Annotated in this window: 14 protein-coding genes and 1 pseudogene; 6 read left to right on the top strand and 9 right to left on the bottom strand. The window is 67.7% G+C overall.

Annotation, left to right across the window (positions count from 1 at the left end):
* The coding region (locus ACQR1F_RS31915) for a hypothetical protein (RefSeq protein ID WP_434914535.1) at positions 1 to 246 on the top strand (246 nt) is incomplete at its 5' end.
* Between the two features lie 57 nt (positions 247 to 303).
* Here ACQR1F_RS31915 and ACQR1F_RS31910 read toward each other — a convergent pair.
* From ACQR1F_RS31910 to galE, 3 genes are all read right to left on the bottom strand, one after another.
* On the bottom strand, positions 304 to 1,005 hold the full coding sequence (locus tag ACQR1F_RS31910; RefSeq protein WP_434896381.1) for a fumarylacetoacetate hydrolase family protein: 702 nt from the start codon (positions 1,003 to 1,005) through the stop codon (positions 304 to 306).
* Positions 1,006 to 1,049: 44 nt separating this feature from the next.
* Positions 1,050 to 2,855 carry an ABC transporter ATP-binding protein gene (locus ACQR1F_RS31905; protein ID WP_434914534.1) on the bottom strand — a complete coding sequence of 602 codons (1,806 nt, stop codon included), beginning with the start codon at positions 2,853 to 2,855 and terminating at the stop codon, positions 1,050 to 1,052.
* A gap of 102 nt (positions 2,856 to 2,957) precedes the next feature.
* On the bottom strand, positions 2,958 to 3,971 hold the full coding sequence (gene galE / locus ACQR1F_RS31900) for a UDP-glucose 4-epimerase GalE (RefSeq protein ID WP_315803515.1): 1,014 nt from the start codon (positions 3,969 to 3,971) through the stop codon (positions 2,958 to 2,960).
* A 130-nt stretch (positions 3,972 to 4,101) separates the two neighbouring features.
* Here galE and ACQR1F_RS31895 point away from each other — a divergent pair, with 130 nt between their 5' ends.
* Positions 4,102 to 5,148, top strand: coding sequence for a glycosyltransferase family 4 protein (locus ACQR1F_RS31895; RefSeq protein ID WP_434880965.1), 1,047 nt, complete (start codon positions 4,102 to 4,104; stop codon positions 5,146 to 5,148).
* On the opposite strand, the gene ACQR1F_RS31890 is transcribed toward ACQR1F_RS31895, so the two are convergent.
* From ACQR1F_RS31890 to waaF, 3 genes are read right to left on the bottom strand one after another with little or no spacing between them, the layout of a single operon-like run.
* Positions 5,130 to 5,657 (bottom strand): D-glycero-alpha-D-manno-heptose-1,7-bisphosphate 7-phosphatase, encoded by a 528-nt coding sequence (locus ACQR1F_RS31890; protein ID WP_316218673.1) that lies wholly within the window; start codon positions 5,655 to 5,657, stop codon positions 5,130 to 5,132. The two genes, ACQR1F_RS31895 and ACQR1F_RS31890, sit on opposite strands and share 19 nt — an antisense overlap.
* Positions 5,658 to 6,251 (bottom strand): D-sedoheptulose 7-phosphate isomerase, encoded by a 594-nt coding sequence (locus tag ACQR1F_RS31885; protein ID WP_434880966.1) that lies wholly within the window; start codon positions 6,249 to 6,251, stop codon positions 5,658 to 5,660.
* Positions 6,252 to 6,308: 57 nt separating this feature from the next.
* The gene (gene waaF / locus ACQR1F_RS31880; RefSeq protein WP_434880967.1) at positions 6,309 to 7,373 is read right to left on the bottom strand and encodes a lipopolysaccharide heptosyltransferase II; all 1,065 of its coding nucleotides are present in this window, start codon (positions 7,371 to 7,373) and stop codon (positions 6,309 to 6,311) included.
* Between the two features lie 148 nt (positions 7,374 to 7,521).
* On the opposite strand from waaF, the gene rfaD reads away from it, so the two are divergent.
* From rfaD to ACQR1F_RS31860, 4 genes are read left to right on the top strand one after another with little or no spacing between them, the layout of a single operon-like run.
* A complete protein-coding gene (rfaD, locus tag ACQR1F_RS31875) occupies positions 7,522 to 8,502 on the top strand; it encodes an ADP-glyceromanno-heptose 6-epimerase (RefSeq protein ID WP_316218676.1) in 981 nt (326 codons plus the stop codon).
* A 38-nt stretch (positions 8,503 to 8,540) separates the two neighbouring features.
* Positions 8,541 to 10,013 carry a D-glycero-beta-D-manno-heptose-7-phosphate kinase gene (gene rfaE1 / locus ACQR1F_RS31870; RefSeq protein ID WP_434880968.1) on the top strand — a complete coding sequence of 491 codons (1,473 nt, stop codon included), beginning with the start codon at positions 8,541 to 8,543 and terminating at the stop codon, positions 10,011 to 10,013.
* Entirely contained in the window at positions 10,010 to 11,293 is a 1,284-nt protein-coding gene (locus ACQR1F_RS31865) for an O-antigen ligase family protein (protein WP_434880969.1), read from the top strand. Before rfaE1 ends, ACQR1F_RS31865 begins: the two co-directional genes overlap by 4 nt.
* Positions 11,290 to 13,203, top strand: coding sequence for a polysaccharide biosynthesis protein (locus tag ACQR1F_RS31860; protein WP_315803507.1), 1,914 nt, complete (start codon positions 11,290 to 11,292; stop codon positions 13,201 to 13,203). The genes ACQR1F_RS31865 and ACQR1F_RS31860 overlap by 4 nt, the downstream gene beginning before the upstream one ends.
* 4 nt (positions 13,204 to 13,207) lie before the next feature.
* Here ACQR1F_RS31860 and ACQR1F_RS31855 read toward each other — a convergent pair whose 3' ends face one another.
* The 3 genes and pseudogenes from ACQR1F_RS31855 to ACQR1F_RS31845 all read right to left on the bottom strand — a co-directional run.
* Positions 13,208 to 14,209 carry a glycosyl transferase gene (locus ACQR1F_RS31855; RefSeq protein ID WP_434914533.1) on the bottom strand — a complete coding sequence of 334 codons (1,002 nt, stop codon included), beginning with the start codon at positions 14,207 to 14,209 and terminating at the stop codon, positions 13,208 to 13,210.
* Positions 14,206 to 15,363 carry a glycosyltransferase family 4 protein gene (locus ACQR1F_RS31850; RefSeq protein ID WP_434914532.1) on the bottom strand — a complete coding sequence of 386 codons (1,158 nt, stop codon included), beginning with the start codon at positions 15,361 to 15,363 and terminating at the stop codon, positions 14,206 to 14,208. The genes ACQR1F_RS31855 and ACQR1F_RS31850 overlap by 4 nt, the downstream gene beginning before the upstream one ends.
* 144 nt (positions 15,364 to 15,507) lie before the next feature.
* Positions 15,508 to 16,074: pseudogene (locus ACQR1F_RS31845) on the bottom strand (NF038122 family metalloprotease); the annotation flags it as partial.

Raw genomic sequence — 16,074 nt, 5'->3', positions numbered from 1 at the left:
GCAGAAGAATCCACGCCATGCACCATGTCCAGTCTGTCTGAACCGGACAGCCGTGGGCTTGTCCCGGGCATCCACGTCGTCCTGCGCATGCCGAGCGACGTGGATGGCCGGGACAAGCCCGGCCATGACGACCTGGAAAGAGGCGAGCGCAGCACGCCGATCGTCAGTTCGGATTGCCCGCCGCGAGGGGACCGGGCCGCCAGAGCGGCGGGCGTGTTCGTGCTCTCGGCGACTTGCCCCCAATGAAAAAGGCCGCGCGGGGCGCGGCCTTTTTGTCGTTCGAAGCTTGGAGGCGTTGGCGGCTTACTTCGCCGCTGGCCCGATGCTCACCTTCAGCGTGCCGACGCCGTCGACGCCGCATTCGATCTTGTCGCCGGCCACCACGGCCGCGACGCCGGCGGGGGTGCCGGTCATGATGATGTCGCCGGCGGCGAGCTCGACCTGCTGGGACAGCTTCCAGATGATCTCCGGCACGTTCCAGATCAGCTCGGAGAGGTCGCCGGTCTGCCGCTCGGTGCCGTTGACCGACAGCCAGATCTTGCCCTTCGACGGATGGCCGATCTTGGCCGCGGGCACCACGGCGGAGCAAGGCGCGGAATGGTCGAAGGATTTGCCGACCTCCCAGGGGCGCTGCATCTTGCGCGAGGCGAGCTGCAGGTCGCGGCGGGTGAGGTCGATGCCGACGGCGTAGCCGTAGACGTGGTCGAGCGCCTTGTCGGTCGGAATGTTCAGGCCGCCGCTCTTCAGCGCGACCACCAGCTCGACCTCGTGATGCATGTCCTGCGTCAGCGGCGGGTAGGGGATCACGGCGCCCTCGGGCGCCAGCATGTCGGCATGCTTGGCGAAGAAGAACGGCGGGTCCCGCTCGTCATTGCCCATCTCGCGGATGTGCTCGAGATAGTTGCGGCCGACGCACCAGATGCGGCGGACCGGGAAGACACCGGCTTCGCCGACGACAGGAAGAGAGGGCTGCGGAAAGGCCGGGATGACGGTGGAGGCGCTCATGAAAGGTCTCGATGCGGTGAAATGGGCTTTTCAGGATGTCGCGGTCACGAAGTTGCGGTCATGGGGATGACGTTCGGCCCCATGTCGCGCTGTTGCAGGCGGAAGAACGAAGCATAGCGGCCGCCACGGCGCAACAGATCGTCATGCCGGCCGCGCTCGACGATTTCGCCGGCCTCGACGACGAGGATGGCGTCGGCGTTCATGATGGTGTGCAGGCGATGCGCGATGACGATGGTGGTGCGGTTCTGGCAGAGATGCTCGATCGCCTCCTGCACTTGGCGCTCGGATTCGGAATCCAGCGCCGCGGTGGCCTCGTCGAGCAGGATGATCGGGGCATTGCGGATCAGGGCGCGGGCGACCGCGATGCGCTGGCGCTGGCCGCCGGAGAGCTGGGTGCCGTGCTCGCCGACCGGCGTGTCGTAGCCGAGCGGGAAGCCCATGATGAAATCGTGCGCGCAGGCCGCCTTCGCCGCCTCGATGATCTCGGCCTCGGTGGCGCCGGGCTTGCCGAAGGCGATGTTGGCGCGGATCGAGTCGCGGAACAGATAGACGTCCTGGCCGACATAAGCGGCCTGCGCGCGCAAGCTACGGCGCGACACTTGAGAGATCGACTGGCCGTCGATCAGGATGTCGCCCGCGGTCGCCTCGTAGAACCGCAGCAGCAGCGCCAGCACCGTCGACTTGCCGCCGCCGGACGGGCCGACCAGCGCGGTGACCTTACCGGGCTCGGCGACAAAACTCATGCGGTTGAGCACCGTCTCGTTGCCGCGATAGGCGAAGGAGACGTCGCGCAGCTCGATCTTGGCGTCGCTGAGCTTCAGCGCCGGCTTGTCGTCGTCGGGCTGCTCGCTGGCGGGGCTGTCGACCACCTCGAGCAGCATGCGGGCGCCGACGAGCTGGCTGTTGAGGTCGATGTTGAGCCGCGCCAGCCGCTTCGCCGGCTCGGTCGCCATCAGGAAGGCGATCATGAACGAGAAGAACTGGCCCGGCGTGGCGTTGAGCGCGACCACCGAGTAGCCGGCATACATCAGGCAGCCGGCGACGGCGAAGCCGCCGAGCATCTCCATCAGCGGGTTGGAGCGGTTGGAGACGCGGGCCATCTTGTTGGCGTTGCGCTCGACCACGGCGATGTTCTCGTCGATCCGCGCGCGCATCGTGTCTTCGAGCGTGAACGCCTTGACGGTGCGGATGCCCTGCAGCGATTCCTGCATCGTCTCGAGGATGTCGGCGGTGCCGGTGAACTGGTTGTAGGCGAGGCCCTTGATGCGCTTGACGAGCTTGCGCAGCACCAGCATCGCCGGCGGCACCACGAGCAGGCCGAGCAGCGACATCCAGGGATCCTGCATGACCATCACGCCGATCATGGCGATCAGGGTCACGAGATCGCGCCCGATGGCGTTGATCAGCATGTTGAGGATGTCGGTGATCGACTTGGCCCCGGACGTGAGCCGCGCCAGGAACTCCGACGAATGGCGCTCGGAGAAGAAGCCGACGCTCTCGTTCATCAGCTTGGCGAACAGCTGCCGCTGATTGTTGGCGAGGATGGCGTTGGAGATCTTCGACAGGATGACGGCGTAGCCGTAGGTGGTCACGCCCTTGACGAACAGCAGCAGCACCGTGACGCCGGAGAGCACGACGATGCCCGGGATGCTCTTCTCGACATAGGCCTTGTTGATGACCTGGCCGAGAACGTAGGTCGCCGCGGCGCTCGCTCCGGCCGCCACCGCCATCAGCGCGAAGGCGGTGAGATAGCGGCGCCAGTAGGCGAGGCCCTGTTCCATCACGAGGCGGCGGATCAGGATCGCGGCGCCATAGGGATCGTCGGTGATCTTCTTCGGAAAGTCGGCCATTCTGGTCCCTGGCCGCCGGGGCAAATCGCCGGGCGGCCAAGTGTGCTTGCCCGCTCGGGGCGGCTTTTTCAAGCCCCCCGGCCTCCGGCTAAGTGCTTGATTCTAGGCCGAGGCCCGCTGCAGCGCGCCGCTGTGGCGTTCCAGGAACAGTTTCTCCTCCCAGGCCAGCGCGTGGGCGGCGATCGTCTCCAGATCGTCATAGGTCGGGGTCCAGTCGAGCAGCGCCTTCAAACGGCTGGTGTCGGCGACCATGCTCATGATGTCGCCGGGGCGGCGCGGCGCGTATTGGACGGGAATGGCGCGGCCGGAGACGCGCCGGACGGCCTCGATGGTCTCGAGCACGGAATAGCCGCGGCCGTACCCACAATTCAGCGTGACCGAGCCGCCACCGGTGCGCAGATAGGCCAGCGCGGAGCGGTGCACCTGGGCGAGATCGCAGACATGGATGAAGTCGCGGACGCAGGTGCCGTCGGGGGTCGGATAGTCGGTGCCGAAGATGTCGATCTTGGCGCGCTGGCCGGTGGCGACCTCCATCGCGATCTTCATCAGATGCGTCGCGCCGACGGTCGCAAGCCCGCTGCGTCCGAACGGATCGGCGCCGGCGACGTTGAAGTAGCGCAGCACCACGTAGTTGAGGTCATGCGCCGACGCCACGTCGTGCAGGATGATCTCGGCCATCAGCTTAGAGGTGCCGTAGGGCGAGGTCGGACGGGTCGGCGCGCTCTCGGGCACCGGAACCTCGTCCGGATTGCCGTAGACCGCGGCGGTCGAGGAGAACACGAAGCGGCTGACGCCGCGCGCGACTGCCGCATTCAACAGGCTGCGCGTGGTCATGGTGTTGTTGCGGTAGTAGAGCAGCGGATCGCGCACCGATTCCGGCACCACGACCGAGCCCGCCAGATGGATGATGCTGTCGACGCCGTGCTGGCTGATGACGCCGTCCACGAGATTTTCGTCGCCGGCATCGCCGATGAACAGCGGCACGCCGTCGGGCACGAAGGCGGAGAAGCCGGTCGAGAGGTTGTCGATCACCACGACGCTTTCGCCGGCTTCCGCCAGCGCGAGCACCATGTGGCTGCCGATATAGCCGGCGCCGCCGGTCACGAGCACGGTCATTGTTTGACGCGATCCCTGTTTGTTTTGCCGCAGACTAACGCCCGCGAAATGAAGGACCTGTTGCGTGCATAGCGAACTGGCGGCGATGCTTAATGTTGCGTATAGGGAACCGCTGCAATTGGAGTGAGTAGTGCAAGCCGAGTCTGTTTCTGCCGCCGATCTCGACGTCATCGTGCCCAACCTGCACCGGCGCTATTCCGGCGTGACCGCGACCAACCGGATGGTGGCGCCGAAGCTGGCGCAGCGCGTGCGCGCGGCATGGCTCGGCTCCTACGCGCCGGAGGGGATTGCGCGGATCGGAGCGGCCGATCTGTTCAAGCTGTGGGGCCGGCGGCGGCCGCTGATCTGGCACGCGCGCCGCAACGACGAGATGATCGTCGGCGTGTTGTTGCGGGCGCTAGGCTGGCCGTTGAAGCTGGTGTTCACCTCGGCCGCGCAGCGCCATCACAGCTGGATCACGCGCTGGCTGATCCGCCGCATGGACGCGATCATCGCCACCAGCGACATCTCGGCGTCCTATCTCAAACGCGAAGCGACGGTGGTGACGCACGGCGTCGACACCGAGATCTATGCGCCGCCGGTGGATCGCGCCGCGGCCTTCGCCGAGAGCGGCCTGCCGGGCAAATACGCCATCGGCTGCTTCGGCCGCGTCCGTGCACAGAAGGGCAGCGACGTGTTCGTCGCCGCCATGTGCCGGCTGCTGCCGCGCTATCCCGATTTTGCCGCCGTGCTGGTCGGCGCCGTGACGCCCGAGCAGATGCCGTTTGCGAGCGAGTTGAAGAAGCAGATCGCCGCCGCCGGCCTGGAGCAGCGCATCGTCATCACCGGCGAGCTCGACATCGCCGAGGTGCAGCGCTGGTACCAGCGCCTGACGATCTACGCCTTCACCTCGCGCAACGAAGGTTTTGGCCTGACCTTGATCGAGGCGATGGCGGCAGGCGCAGCGCTCGTCGCAGCGCGCGCCGGCGCGGCGGAGATCGTGGTGGAGGAGGGCGTCACCGGCGTGCTGGTGCCGCCGGGCGATGTCGATGCGCTGGTCGCGGCGCTGGAGCCGCTCATGCAGGATCCGGCGGCGGCGCGGGAGATGGGCGAGCGGGCGCGGCAGCGCGTAGTGGAGAGGTTCAGCCTCGAGGTCGAGGCCGACAAGATCGCCGCCGTCTATCGCGGACTGGTCTGAGCGATGATGTCGGCGACGAACGCGTCGAGGTCGCCGCCGGCGAACAGGAAGCCAGGCAGGCCGGCGGCTTCGGCCGCGGCGATGTCGGAGGCGCGATCGCCGATCACGAAGCTGCCCTCGCGCCGGATCGGCCAGTGCTGCATCAAATCGAGGATCATGCCCGGCGCCGGCTTGCGCCAGGGATGCTCGCGCAGATAGCGCTCGACCGAGCCTTCGGTGTGATAGGGGCAGTAGCGGATGTCGTCGATGACGGCCCCCTGCGCCGCGAGCTCGGCCCGCATCCAGTCGTGCAGGCTGAGAACGTCGTCCTCCGAGAACAGCCCGCGCGCCACGCCGGACTGGTTGGTGAACAGGAAGACGTGATAGCCGGAGTCGTTGAGCCGCCGGATCGCATTGGCCACATTCGGCATCCAGCGGATCCGATCGGGCGAGCCGATGTAATTGTCGTCGTGATTGATGACGCCGTCGCGGTCGAGAAACGCCGCCGGCTTGAGCTGATCGGTCGTCATCTAGCCCTCGTCCCGCATCAGCGTCGCCTCGATCACCTCGCAGATGCCATGCGCGGTGGCGAGGTGGATCTGCTGGATCAGCGGCGTGTCGTCGCTCGGCGCGACCAGCAACTCGTCGCACAATTCGCCCATCGCGAGGCCCTTGGCGCCGGTGAAGCCGACCGTGCTCAGTCCGCGCTCACGGGCCTTGCGCAGCGCGTTGAGGATGCTCGGCGACCGGCCGGAGGTCGAGATCGCCAGCAGCACGTCGCCGGGCGCGCCGAGCCCTTCGACCTGGCGGGCGAAGACGTGATCGAAGCCGTAGTCGTTGCCAATCGCGGTCAGCGCCGAGGTGTCGGTGGTCAGCGCGATCGCGGCATAAGCCGGCCGCTCCTGCTTGTAGCGGCCGACGATCTCGGCGGCGATGTGCTGCGCATCCGCCGCGCTGCCGCCGTTGCCGACGATAAGCAGCTTGTGGCCGCCGCGCAGCGCAGCGATGATAGTCGCAGCGATCCGCCCGGCGCAGGCGAGCATCGCGGCATCGTCGGCCGCGCGCTCCATGGCGGCGCGGGAGCGGGCGAGATGGCTGGCGATCGGGTCGGATGCGCGGGTCACGGTGGCGGCTCGGGTTACGTCAGGGCCGGTGTATGGGGCGCGGTGCCGCTCCGCAAGCTAGGGCGCGACCGGTATCGCCGCATCGGCAAGGACCCGCTGGGCGATGGCGGCGACGTCGGTTGCCGGAATCTCGCGCATGCAGCGGTGGTCGTTCATCCTGCAGACTGGCCGGTGGCAGGGCTGGCATGGGAGCTGGGTCCTGGTCTGGACCGTCGCCGCGAGGCCGTTCAGCGGCGCCCAATGGTACGGGCTGGTCGGGCCGAAGATGCCCATGGTCGGCGTCCCCAGCGCCGCGGCGATGTGCATGAGCCCCGAATCATTGGAGATGGCGACGCCGGCCGCGGCCATGGCCAGGATGCCGTTGCGCAGGTCGGTTCCGGTCAGGTCCCGGACGGCAGGGCCGCCGGTGGCGACGATCTCGGCGGCCAGCGCCTTCTCGCCTGGGCCGCCGACCACCCAGACGTCGAGGCCGGCCTCGCGCAGCAGCCGGGCCGCCTCGCCGTAAAAAGGCCAGCGCTTGGCGGCGCCCACCGACCCCGGAGCCAGTGCTACGGCCGGGCGGTTCCCCAGGCCATGGGCCTCGCGCCAGCGTGCGACGTCGTCCTGAGGCACCCGCAGCTGCGGGACGGGCCATTCCGGCGGCAGCGGCGCCCGGTCGGGCAGCGCCAGCGCGGCATTCTTGTCGATGAAGCGGGGGAGCGCTTTCTCGCCCCAGCGCCAGCGGTTGAGCAGGCCGAAGCGGACCTCGCCGACGAAGCCCACGCGCTCGGGGATGCCGGCGAGCGCGGGCGCCAGCGCCGATTTCCAGGTCCGCGGCATCACCAGGGCGGTCCGATAGTGGCGTTCGCGCAACATCGCAGCGAGCTGCCATTGCCGGCCGAGCGCCAGCCGGCTGCGCGGCAGGTCCCAGACGATGCCGGAGCGGACGCCGGGCATGTAATCCACCAGCGGGGCGCAGAGCGAGGTCACCAGCAGGTCGACCGGCCGGTTCGGCCAGCGCTCCTTGAGCACCCGCACCACGGTATGGCCGCGCACGAAATCGCCGATCCACATATAGGGAATGATCAGGATAGGGCTGGTGTCCGCGGTGTCCACCTCCACCTTGGTCGAATTCGAATTCATTCTTTGTCTGCCTGGCTCAGGCGCGCTGGTAGCCGCTCGGCCGCCGCACGTAAAGTGGGCCGAGCGGGCCGTCACCAAAGCGCTTACACTTTGCCGTCGCATGCGCTACGCGAGGGCCGGGGTTTTCGGGATCAGGACGGGTTGCTGAATGTTGCTGGTGACCGGCGGCGCCGGGTTTATCGGATCGAATCTGGTTGCGGCGCTGAACGATGCGGGCCGCACCGATGTCGTCGTCTGCGACACGCTCGGCAGCGAGGGCAAGTGGCGCAACCTCGCCAAGCGGCAACTGGCGGACGTCGTGCCGCCATCCGATCTGGACGCCTGGCTGAAGGGTCGCAGGCTCGAGGCCGTCCTGCACATGGGCGCGATCTCCGCGACCACGGTGGTCGACGGCGACCTGGTGATGGAGCGCAACTTCCGCAGTTCGCTGCGGCTGCTCGATTGGTGTACGGCGAACACCACGCCGTTCATCTACGCCTCGTCGGCGGCGACCTATGGCGACGGCGCGCAGGGCTTCGTCGATGATCCGTCGCTCACCGCGCTGAGGACGCTGCGGCCGATGAATCTCTACGGCTGGAGCAAGCATCTGTTCGACATGGCGGTCGCTGCGCGCGCCGAGCGCGGCGAGCGGCTGCCGCCGCAATATGCCGGGTTGAAGTTCTTCAACGTGTTCGGTCCCAACGAGTACCACAAGGGATCGATGATGAGCGTGCTGACCCGACGCTTCGACGACATCAAGGCCGGGCACACCTTGCAGCTGTTCAAGTCGCACCGCGAAGGCATCGCCGATGGCGACCAGCGCCGCGACTTCATCCATGTCGACGACGTCGTTCGCGTGATGCTGTGGCTGTTGGCTTCTCCCTCCGTGTCGGGCCTGTTCAACGTCGGCACGGGCCGGGCGCGCAGCTTCAAGGACATGATGCTCGCGGCCTATGCCACGCTCGGTGCGACGCCGCGGATCGAGTACATCGACATGCCCGAAGCGATTCGCGGCAGCTACCAGTACTTCACCCAGAGCAACGTCGACCGGCTGTTGGCCGCCGGCTACAACGGCGGCTTCACGTCGCTCGAGGATGCGGTCGCCGGTTATGTCCGAGATTATCTCGATTCCTCCGACCGCTTCCGCTAGACGATCTGGTTCCGACCATTGCACCGAGACTGCCGCTGATGTTCGACTTTGACGATCTCTCGCAAGCGATCGCCCGCCAGACGGTGCTGTGCATCGGCGACCTCATGCTGGACGAGTTCGTCTATGGCGAGGTGTCGCGGATTTCCCCCGAGGCCCCGGCGCCGGTGATCGCGGTCCAGCGCAGCGAGACCAATATCGGCGGCGCCGGCAACGTCGCGCGCAACATCGCCGCGCTCGGTGCCCGCTGCATCTTCGTCGGCCTTGTCGGGCAGGATGCGGCTGGCGGCCAGCTCGAGGCCGAGCTCGCCAGGGAAGCTGGCATCGAGAGCGTGCTGGTGCGCGATCCTTCGCGCCCGACGACGCGCAAGGTGCGCTTCGTCTCCGAACATTTCTCCACCCACATGCTGCGCGCCGACTGGGAGCGCGCCGCACCGGCGTCCGGCGAGATCGAGCAGAAGCTGATCGAGGCCATCCTGCCGCTGATCGCACGGGCCGACATCGTGCTGCTGTCCGACTACGCCAAGGGCGTGCTGACGGCGCGCGTGCTGCGCAACGTCATCGACGCGACGCGCAAGGCCGGCAAGCGCGTCATCGTCGATCCCAAGAGCGCCAATCTCGCGATCTATCGCGGCGCGAGCGTGCTGACGCCGAACCGCAAGGAGTTTTCGGAAGCGACCCGCAGCCGGGCCGAGACCGATCACGAGATCGCCGCGGCCGCGCAGGATGCGATCTATCTCGCCGACTGCGAGGCGATCCTGGTGACGCAGAGCGAGCGCGGCATGACGCTGGTCCCGCGCGAGGGCGATCCGATTCACGTGCCGGCCTATCCCGTGAAGGTGCGCGACGTCTCCGGCGCCGGCGACACGGTCGTCGCCGTGCTTGCCGCGACGCTCGCGGCGGGCGCCGCCTGGGAGGATTCGTTGCGGATGGCGAGCGCCGCGGCGGCTGTGGCCGTCAGCAAGCAGGGCACCGCCAGCGTGACGTCGGCCGAACTGCGCCGAAAGATCCTGCCGCATGCCTATCGCGCGGCCGAGGAGAAGATCATCGAGAGCGACGACGAACTCGCCGCCCGTGTCGAGGGATGGCGGGGAGAGGGCCTGCGCGTCGGCTTCACCAACGGCTGCTTCGACATTCTGCATCCCGGCCACGTCAAGGTGCTGACCGCGGCGCGCGCCGCCTGCGACCGTCTCGTGGTCGGTCTGAACAGCGATGCTTCCGTCAAGCGGCTGAAGGGCGAGAGCCGTCCCGTGCAGGACGAGCGCGCGCGCGCCGAGGTGCTGGCCGCGCTCGAGGCGGTGGATCTCGTCGCCATCTTCGCGGAGGACACGCCGCTGCGCCTGATCGAGCTGGTCCGGCCGAGCGTCCTGGTCAAGGGCGGCGACTACACGCGCGAGCAGGTGGTGGGGCACGAGGTCGTCGAGGCCGGCGGCGGTGAGGTGATCCTGATCGACATCCTGAAAGGGCACAGCACGACGGCGCTGGTCGATCGCGCCCGGAGCGAGGCGCGATGAGCACGCTGGCAGGTCATCCCGGCCCGGCGCTGCTGGCGAGCCGCTGGCGCGATCCGGCGGCGTGGCGGACGACCGTCGATGTCGTGGCCATTCTGCTGGCCGCCTCGCTGCCGTGGTCGACCTCGCTGGTATCGATCCTCGGCGTGGTCATGCTGATCACGATGCTGCCGTTTCTCGACGTCGAACGTCTGCTGCAGGTCCTGAAGCGGCCGATCTCGCTGGCGCCGATCGCGCTGTTCCTGCTGGCGCTGGTCGGAACGCTGTGGTCGGACGTGGCGTGGGGCGCGCGGTTCTACGCGGTGGGACCGGCGGCGAAGCTCCTGGTGCTGCCGGCGCTGCTCTATCATTTCCAGCGGTCGGAGCGCGGGCTGTGGGTTTTCACCGCGTTTCTCGCCTCCTGCGTGCTGATGGTCGCGATGTCGACCGCGGTCGCGTTCAATCCGGCGCTTGCGCTCAAGGCCAACGCCGATCGCGGCATCTTCGTGAAGAACTACATCGACCAGGGCCAGGAGTTCTCGCTCTGCGCCGTGGCGCTGGCCTATCCGATCGCCCAATTGCTGCGTGCTCGCCGCTTCGTGCCGGCGGGCCTGCTCACCGCGATCATGGTCGCGTTCCTCGCCAACATGATCTTCATCGTGGTGTCGCGCACCGCGCTGGTGACGATCCCGATCCTGCTCGCGGTGTTCGGGCTGATCCACTTGAAATGGCGCGCCAACCTGCTGATCGCGGCCGTTACCCTTGCGCTGGGCCTCGCGGCATGGACCGTGTCCCCGCAATTGCAGGGCAAGGTGGCGACGTTCACGAGCCAATATCAGGACTACAGGAACGATCGCGCCGTGACGTCGATCGGCGAGCGGCTCGAATTCTGGCGCAAGTCGTTGCGGTTCCTGGCCGACGCGCCGCTGATCGGACACGGCTCGGGCTCGACGCGTCACCTGTTCGAGCTGGCCGCGAGCGGGTCGCGCGACCTCTCATCGAGCCAGGTGGTCGGCAACCCGCACAACCAGACGCTCTACGTCGCGGTCCAATGGGGCGCGCTGGGGATCGTGATTCTCTACGCGATGTGGGCGGCGCATCTTCTGCTGTTCCGCGGTGACGGGCTCGTGGCCTGGATCGGGCTGCTCGTGGTGGTGCAGAACATCTTCACCTCGCTGTTCAACTCCCACATCTTCGATTTCCACGAGGGGTGGATGTATGTCATCGGCGTCGGCGTGGCCGGCGGAATGGTGCTGCAATTGCGGACGTCTGCTGACACGGTGCAAGGGACGCTCGAACCATGACGCGTCCGTCTCAACTGACCTATCGGAATATGCTGATTGCCGCGCATGACCTCCTGGTCAGCGTCGTCGCGCTGTTCGCCGCGTTCTACATCCGCTTCGAGGGCGCCAGCACCTTCTGGGAGCGGGTGCCGCTGCTCTTTCAGATCCTGCCATATTTCATCGCCTTCAGCTTCGTCGTCTTCTACTTCTCGAACCTGCTGACGACGAAATGGCGGTTCATCTCGTTGCCGGACGCGCTGAACATCGTCCGCGTCGCGACGGTGCTGACGCTGGCGCTGCTGGTGCTCGACTACATTATCGTTGCGCCCAACGTCCGCGGCACGTTCTTCTTCGGCAAGCTCACGATCATTCTCTATTGGTTCCTTGAGATCTTTGCGCTGAGCGCGCTGCGGTTCGCCTATCGCTATTTCCGCTACACGCGGGTCCGGCGGCACGCGCGGTCGGAGGACGCGGCGCCCGCGCTCCTGATCGGCCGTGCGGCCGACGCCGAGGTCGTGCTGCGCGGCATCGAGAGCGGCGCGGTCAAGCGGATCTGGCCGATCGGCATTCTCTCGCCGTCGGCCGCCGACCGCGGCCAATTGATTCGCGGCGTGCCGGTGCTGGGTGGCATCGACGACGTCGAGGATGTCGCGGCCGACTTTGCCCGGCGGGACCGGCCGATCGCGCGCGCCCTGATGATGCCGACGGCGTTCGATCCGGACTGCCATCCGGAGACCTTCCTGATGCGGGCGCGCCGGTTGCGCCTGATCGTGAGCCGCCTGCCGTCGCTGGAGAGCGGCGATGCGCCACGGCTCGCGCCGGTCGCGGTCGAGGACCTCCTGCTGCGGCCGAGTGAGAAGATCGATTACGGCCGGCTGGAAGCGCTGGTGCGCGGCAAAGCCGTCGTGGTGACCGGCGGTGGCGGCTCGATCGGCGCCGAGATCTGCCAGCGCGTCGTGGCATTCGGCGCGGCGCGGCTGCTCATTCTGGAGAATTCCGAGCCGGCGCTCTACGCGATCACCGAGGCGCTCGCGGCCGATCCCGAGGCTGCCGTCGCCGTCGAGGGGCGCATCGCCGACATCCGCGATCGCGACCGGGTGTTCGCGCTGATCGGCGATTTCAAGCCGGATCTGGTCTTCCATGCCGCCGCCTTGAAGCACGTGCCGATCCTCGAGCGCGACTGGAGCGAGGGCGTCAAGACCAACATCTTCGGCTCGATCAACGTCGCCGATGCCGCGGTGGCCTCGGGCGCCGAGGCGATGGTGATGATCTCGACCGACAAGGCGATCGAGCCGGTGTCGATGCTCGGTCTCACCAAGCGTTTCGCCGAAATGTACTGCCAGGCGCTGGACCGCCAGCTCGCCGACCGGCCGGCGGGACGGCCGCCGATGCGGCTGATCTCGGTGCGGTTCGGCAACGTGCTGGCGTCGAACGGCTCGGTGGTGCCGAAGTTCAAGGCGCAGATCGAGGCGGGCGGCCCGGTGACCGTGACGCACCCGGACATGGTGCGCTACTTCATGACCATTCGCGAGGCCTGCGATCTGGTGATCACGGCAGCCTCGCATGCGCTGGCGCCGCAGCGTCCGGATGTCTCGGTCTACGTGCTCAACATGGGGCAGCCGGTCCGCATCGTCGAGCTCGCCGAGCGCATGATCCGCCTGTCCGGCCTGCAGCCGGGGTACGACGTCGAGATCGTGTTCACGGGCATCCGGCCGGGCGAGCGCCTGAACGAGATCCTGTTTGCGAGCGAGGAGCCGCCGGTCGAGATCGGCGTCGCCGGCATCATGGCCGCCAACCCGAACGAGCCGCCGATGCCGACGCTGAAGGCCTGGATCGCGGCGCTCGATCAGGCGATCGCGCGCAATGATCCGGTGACGATCAAATCGGTGCTGAAGGATGCGGTGCCGGAGTTCGGCTCGAGCGCGGCCTGAGTCTTCAATGGCGCCGCCGCGAGAAGCGGCTCAGCACCCAGGTGACGGCGCCGAGCCCGAAGACGAGCAGGATGGCGTCGACCGTCATGGAACGCTGCGCGACCGAGATGGCTGCGAGGGTCGCAAGCACGACATTGAGGATGAACACCTCGCTGACGACGCGCGAGACGGTGAAGCCGTTATCGGTGGCCTGTTGATAGAAATGCGTGCGGTGCGCCGCCCAGAACGGCTCGCGCCGTGCCATCCGCCGCAACAGGGTGAAGGTGGCGTCGATCAGATAATACAGCGGCAGCAGCAGCGCAGCGGCGATGGAGCCCTGCCAGGCCAGATGGAGCAGGCCCCAGCCGAGCAGCAGCCCGATCGGCAGGCTGCCGACATCGCCGAGAAAGACCTTTGCGACGGGACGGTTGAAGGGCGCAAAGCCGAGCATGGCGCCACCCAGCGCCGCAGCGATGGCGGTCGCCGGCCAGGGCAGTTCACCGGAGATGCCGAACAGGACGAGCGTCGCCGTGATCGGCACCGCCTCAGCCACGGTCATCAAATCGAGCCCGTCCATGAAGTTGACGAGGTTGACGAACCACAGGCCCGCGATCAGCAGCAGCGTGCGCTCGACCGCCAGCGGGATCGGAAACAGCCTGAGATCGTCAGGCGCGGTGAATATGACGAGGCCAACGGCCAATCCCTGCAGGATCAAGCGCGGCAGCACCGGGATCGGCCTGATGTCGTCGACCAGGCCGACCAGCGCCAGCATCGGCAACGCGATGAACAGCATCAGCAGCGGTGCAAAGCCCATCGCGGAGGCAAAGGCGCCGCCGACCACGAGCGTTGCGCCGACCACGGCTATGCCGGCGCCCTGCGGCGTGGGGATCTTGTGCGACGAGCGCGCGTTGGGCCGCGCCAGTGCGTAGCGCTGCAGCACCGGGCGCAGCAGCACGATCAGCACACCGCACATCGCGGCCGCGAGCACGGCGATGGCGGCGAGGACTGCGGTGGGATGGGCGATCATCCGCGCGCGTCCGGCGCCGAGGTGAGGCGGTCATAGAGCGCCACCACCGAGCGGCCAATGATCCTGGCCGAGAGCTTGTCCTCGACCAGTTGACGGGCCGCCGTGCCGTAGCGCGCGCGCAACTCCGGCGATGTCGCCAGTTCCGCCATGGCCTGCGCCAGCGCGGCCGCGTCCTCGACCGGCACGGAGAGCCCGGTCTGGCCATGGATCGCGATCTCGCGGCAGCCCGGCGCATCGGTGGAGATCAGCGGCCGGCCACAGGCGGCAGCCTCCAGCAGGCTCACCGGAAGACCTTCGCGATGCGATGGCAGCACGGCGATGTGGCAGCGCCGCCAGAGCTCGGTGATGTCCTTGATCTGGCCGAGCAGGGTGATGCCGGGTTCGTTCCGCCAGGCCTCGACCTCCTCGGCCGAGACCGAGGCGGGATTGGCCGGATCGGGGGAGCCGGCGATCAGCAACTGGTCGCTGCGGCCCTGCTGGCGCAGCATGCGATGGGCAGTGACCAGGGCGCGCACGCCCTTGTCGGTGAGCAGCCGTCCTGCAAAACCGAAGGTGATCGGCCCGTCCGGTTCCGGCAGCGGCTGGAAGCGGTCGGTGTCGACGCCTGACCCCGGGATCAGCGTGATCTTGTCGCCGCGGACGCCCATGGCTTGAAGTGCTTCGCGATCGTCCGGATTCTGCACCAGCACGCAGCTCGGTGTCCGGTTCATGAGCCGCGGCAGCAGCCACAGCAGGCTCTGCTTGAGCAGGCGCGAGCGCCAGCTCGCCGAGGTGAAGACATAGCCGAGCCCGGTCATGGCGTTGACGACGGGCGTGGTGCGTCCGAGCGTGGCGAGCGAGCCGAGCACGCTCGATTGCAGCCCGGAATGATGCACCACGTCGGGCCTGATCGCAGCCTCGACGGCGCGGATCGCGCGGATCGTGGGCAGGGCTGATGACGGCGACAGCCCGCCGCGCCGGAACGGGATCGGATGCAGCACGAACCGCTCGGCGGCGATCGCGGCGGCGCCGGCGTTGACGTTGGTCGCGACATGCACCTCGTAGCCGGCCTCGCGCGCCGCGCGCGCCATCGGCAGGCGATGCATCAGGAAGGCGTAGTCCTCGTTGGCCACGTACAGCAGGCGGCGCGGCGAAGCGGAGCGGGGCAGGGACATCGAACTCACGGTCTTGGGCGGTCGAAGCGCCGTATAGGCCAAGAGCGGCCCTCGCGCGAGCCGTTATCTGTCCTGCGACGGGCGGAAAACCGCCCGCCGGTGCCGACGACGATGAGGGGCGGCCCTCGGAATGCCGCCCCGGTCTCAGACCAGATGAAAGCTCGACAGGTGGGACAGCAGCTCGGCCGCCGACACGTGCTGGATGGTGATGGTGTCGAGTGCCGCATCGGTGATGACGGCGTTGCCCGCCGCGTCGTCATGGATGGCGGCCTGCAGTGCGGACTGCTCCGCGAAGATGCTCTGGCTGAACACGATCTGGTCGGTGCCGGGATTGAAGTCAGAGACCGTCACCTGACCGAAATGCTCGGCGAACACGAAGGTGTCATGTCCCTGCAGCGACACCGATGAGGACGCCGCGCCGGAGATCGAGGTCCCGGAGATCAGCGTGCCGCCCTGGCCGTCGGCTGCGAAGTGAAAGCTGTCCTGGAATAGCGGACCGATGTTGCCGAAGAGGGTTCCGCTGAATGTGGAAGACGCTAGGATCAGATCGGACCCGCTCGGCGTTACAGCCTTCACGCCGACCACTGCAACACTGCTGGAGGGCAGGATTCCGATCGTGCCGTCGCCGTTCAGATCCTGGTGGAAGCTGGCTTCGAGCGACTGCAGCGTGAGATCAGTGCCTGGGGCGCTGCCAACGAGATTGCCGTTGTA

Source organism: Bradyrhizobium sp. HKCCYLS3013 (genome assembly GCF_051167615.1).
Lineage (GTDB): Bacteria > Pseudomonadota > Alphaproteobacteria > Rhizobiales > Xanthobacteraceae > Bradyrhizobium.
Note: the sequence above shows the minus strand (reverse complement) of the source record. Positions and strands in the feature narration are given on the sequence as shown.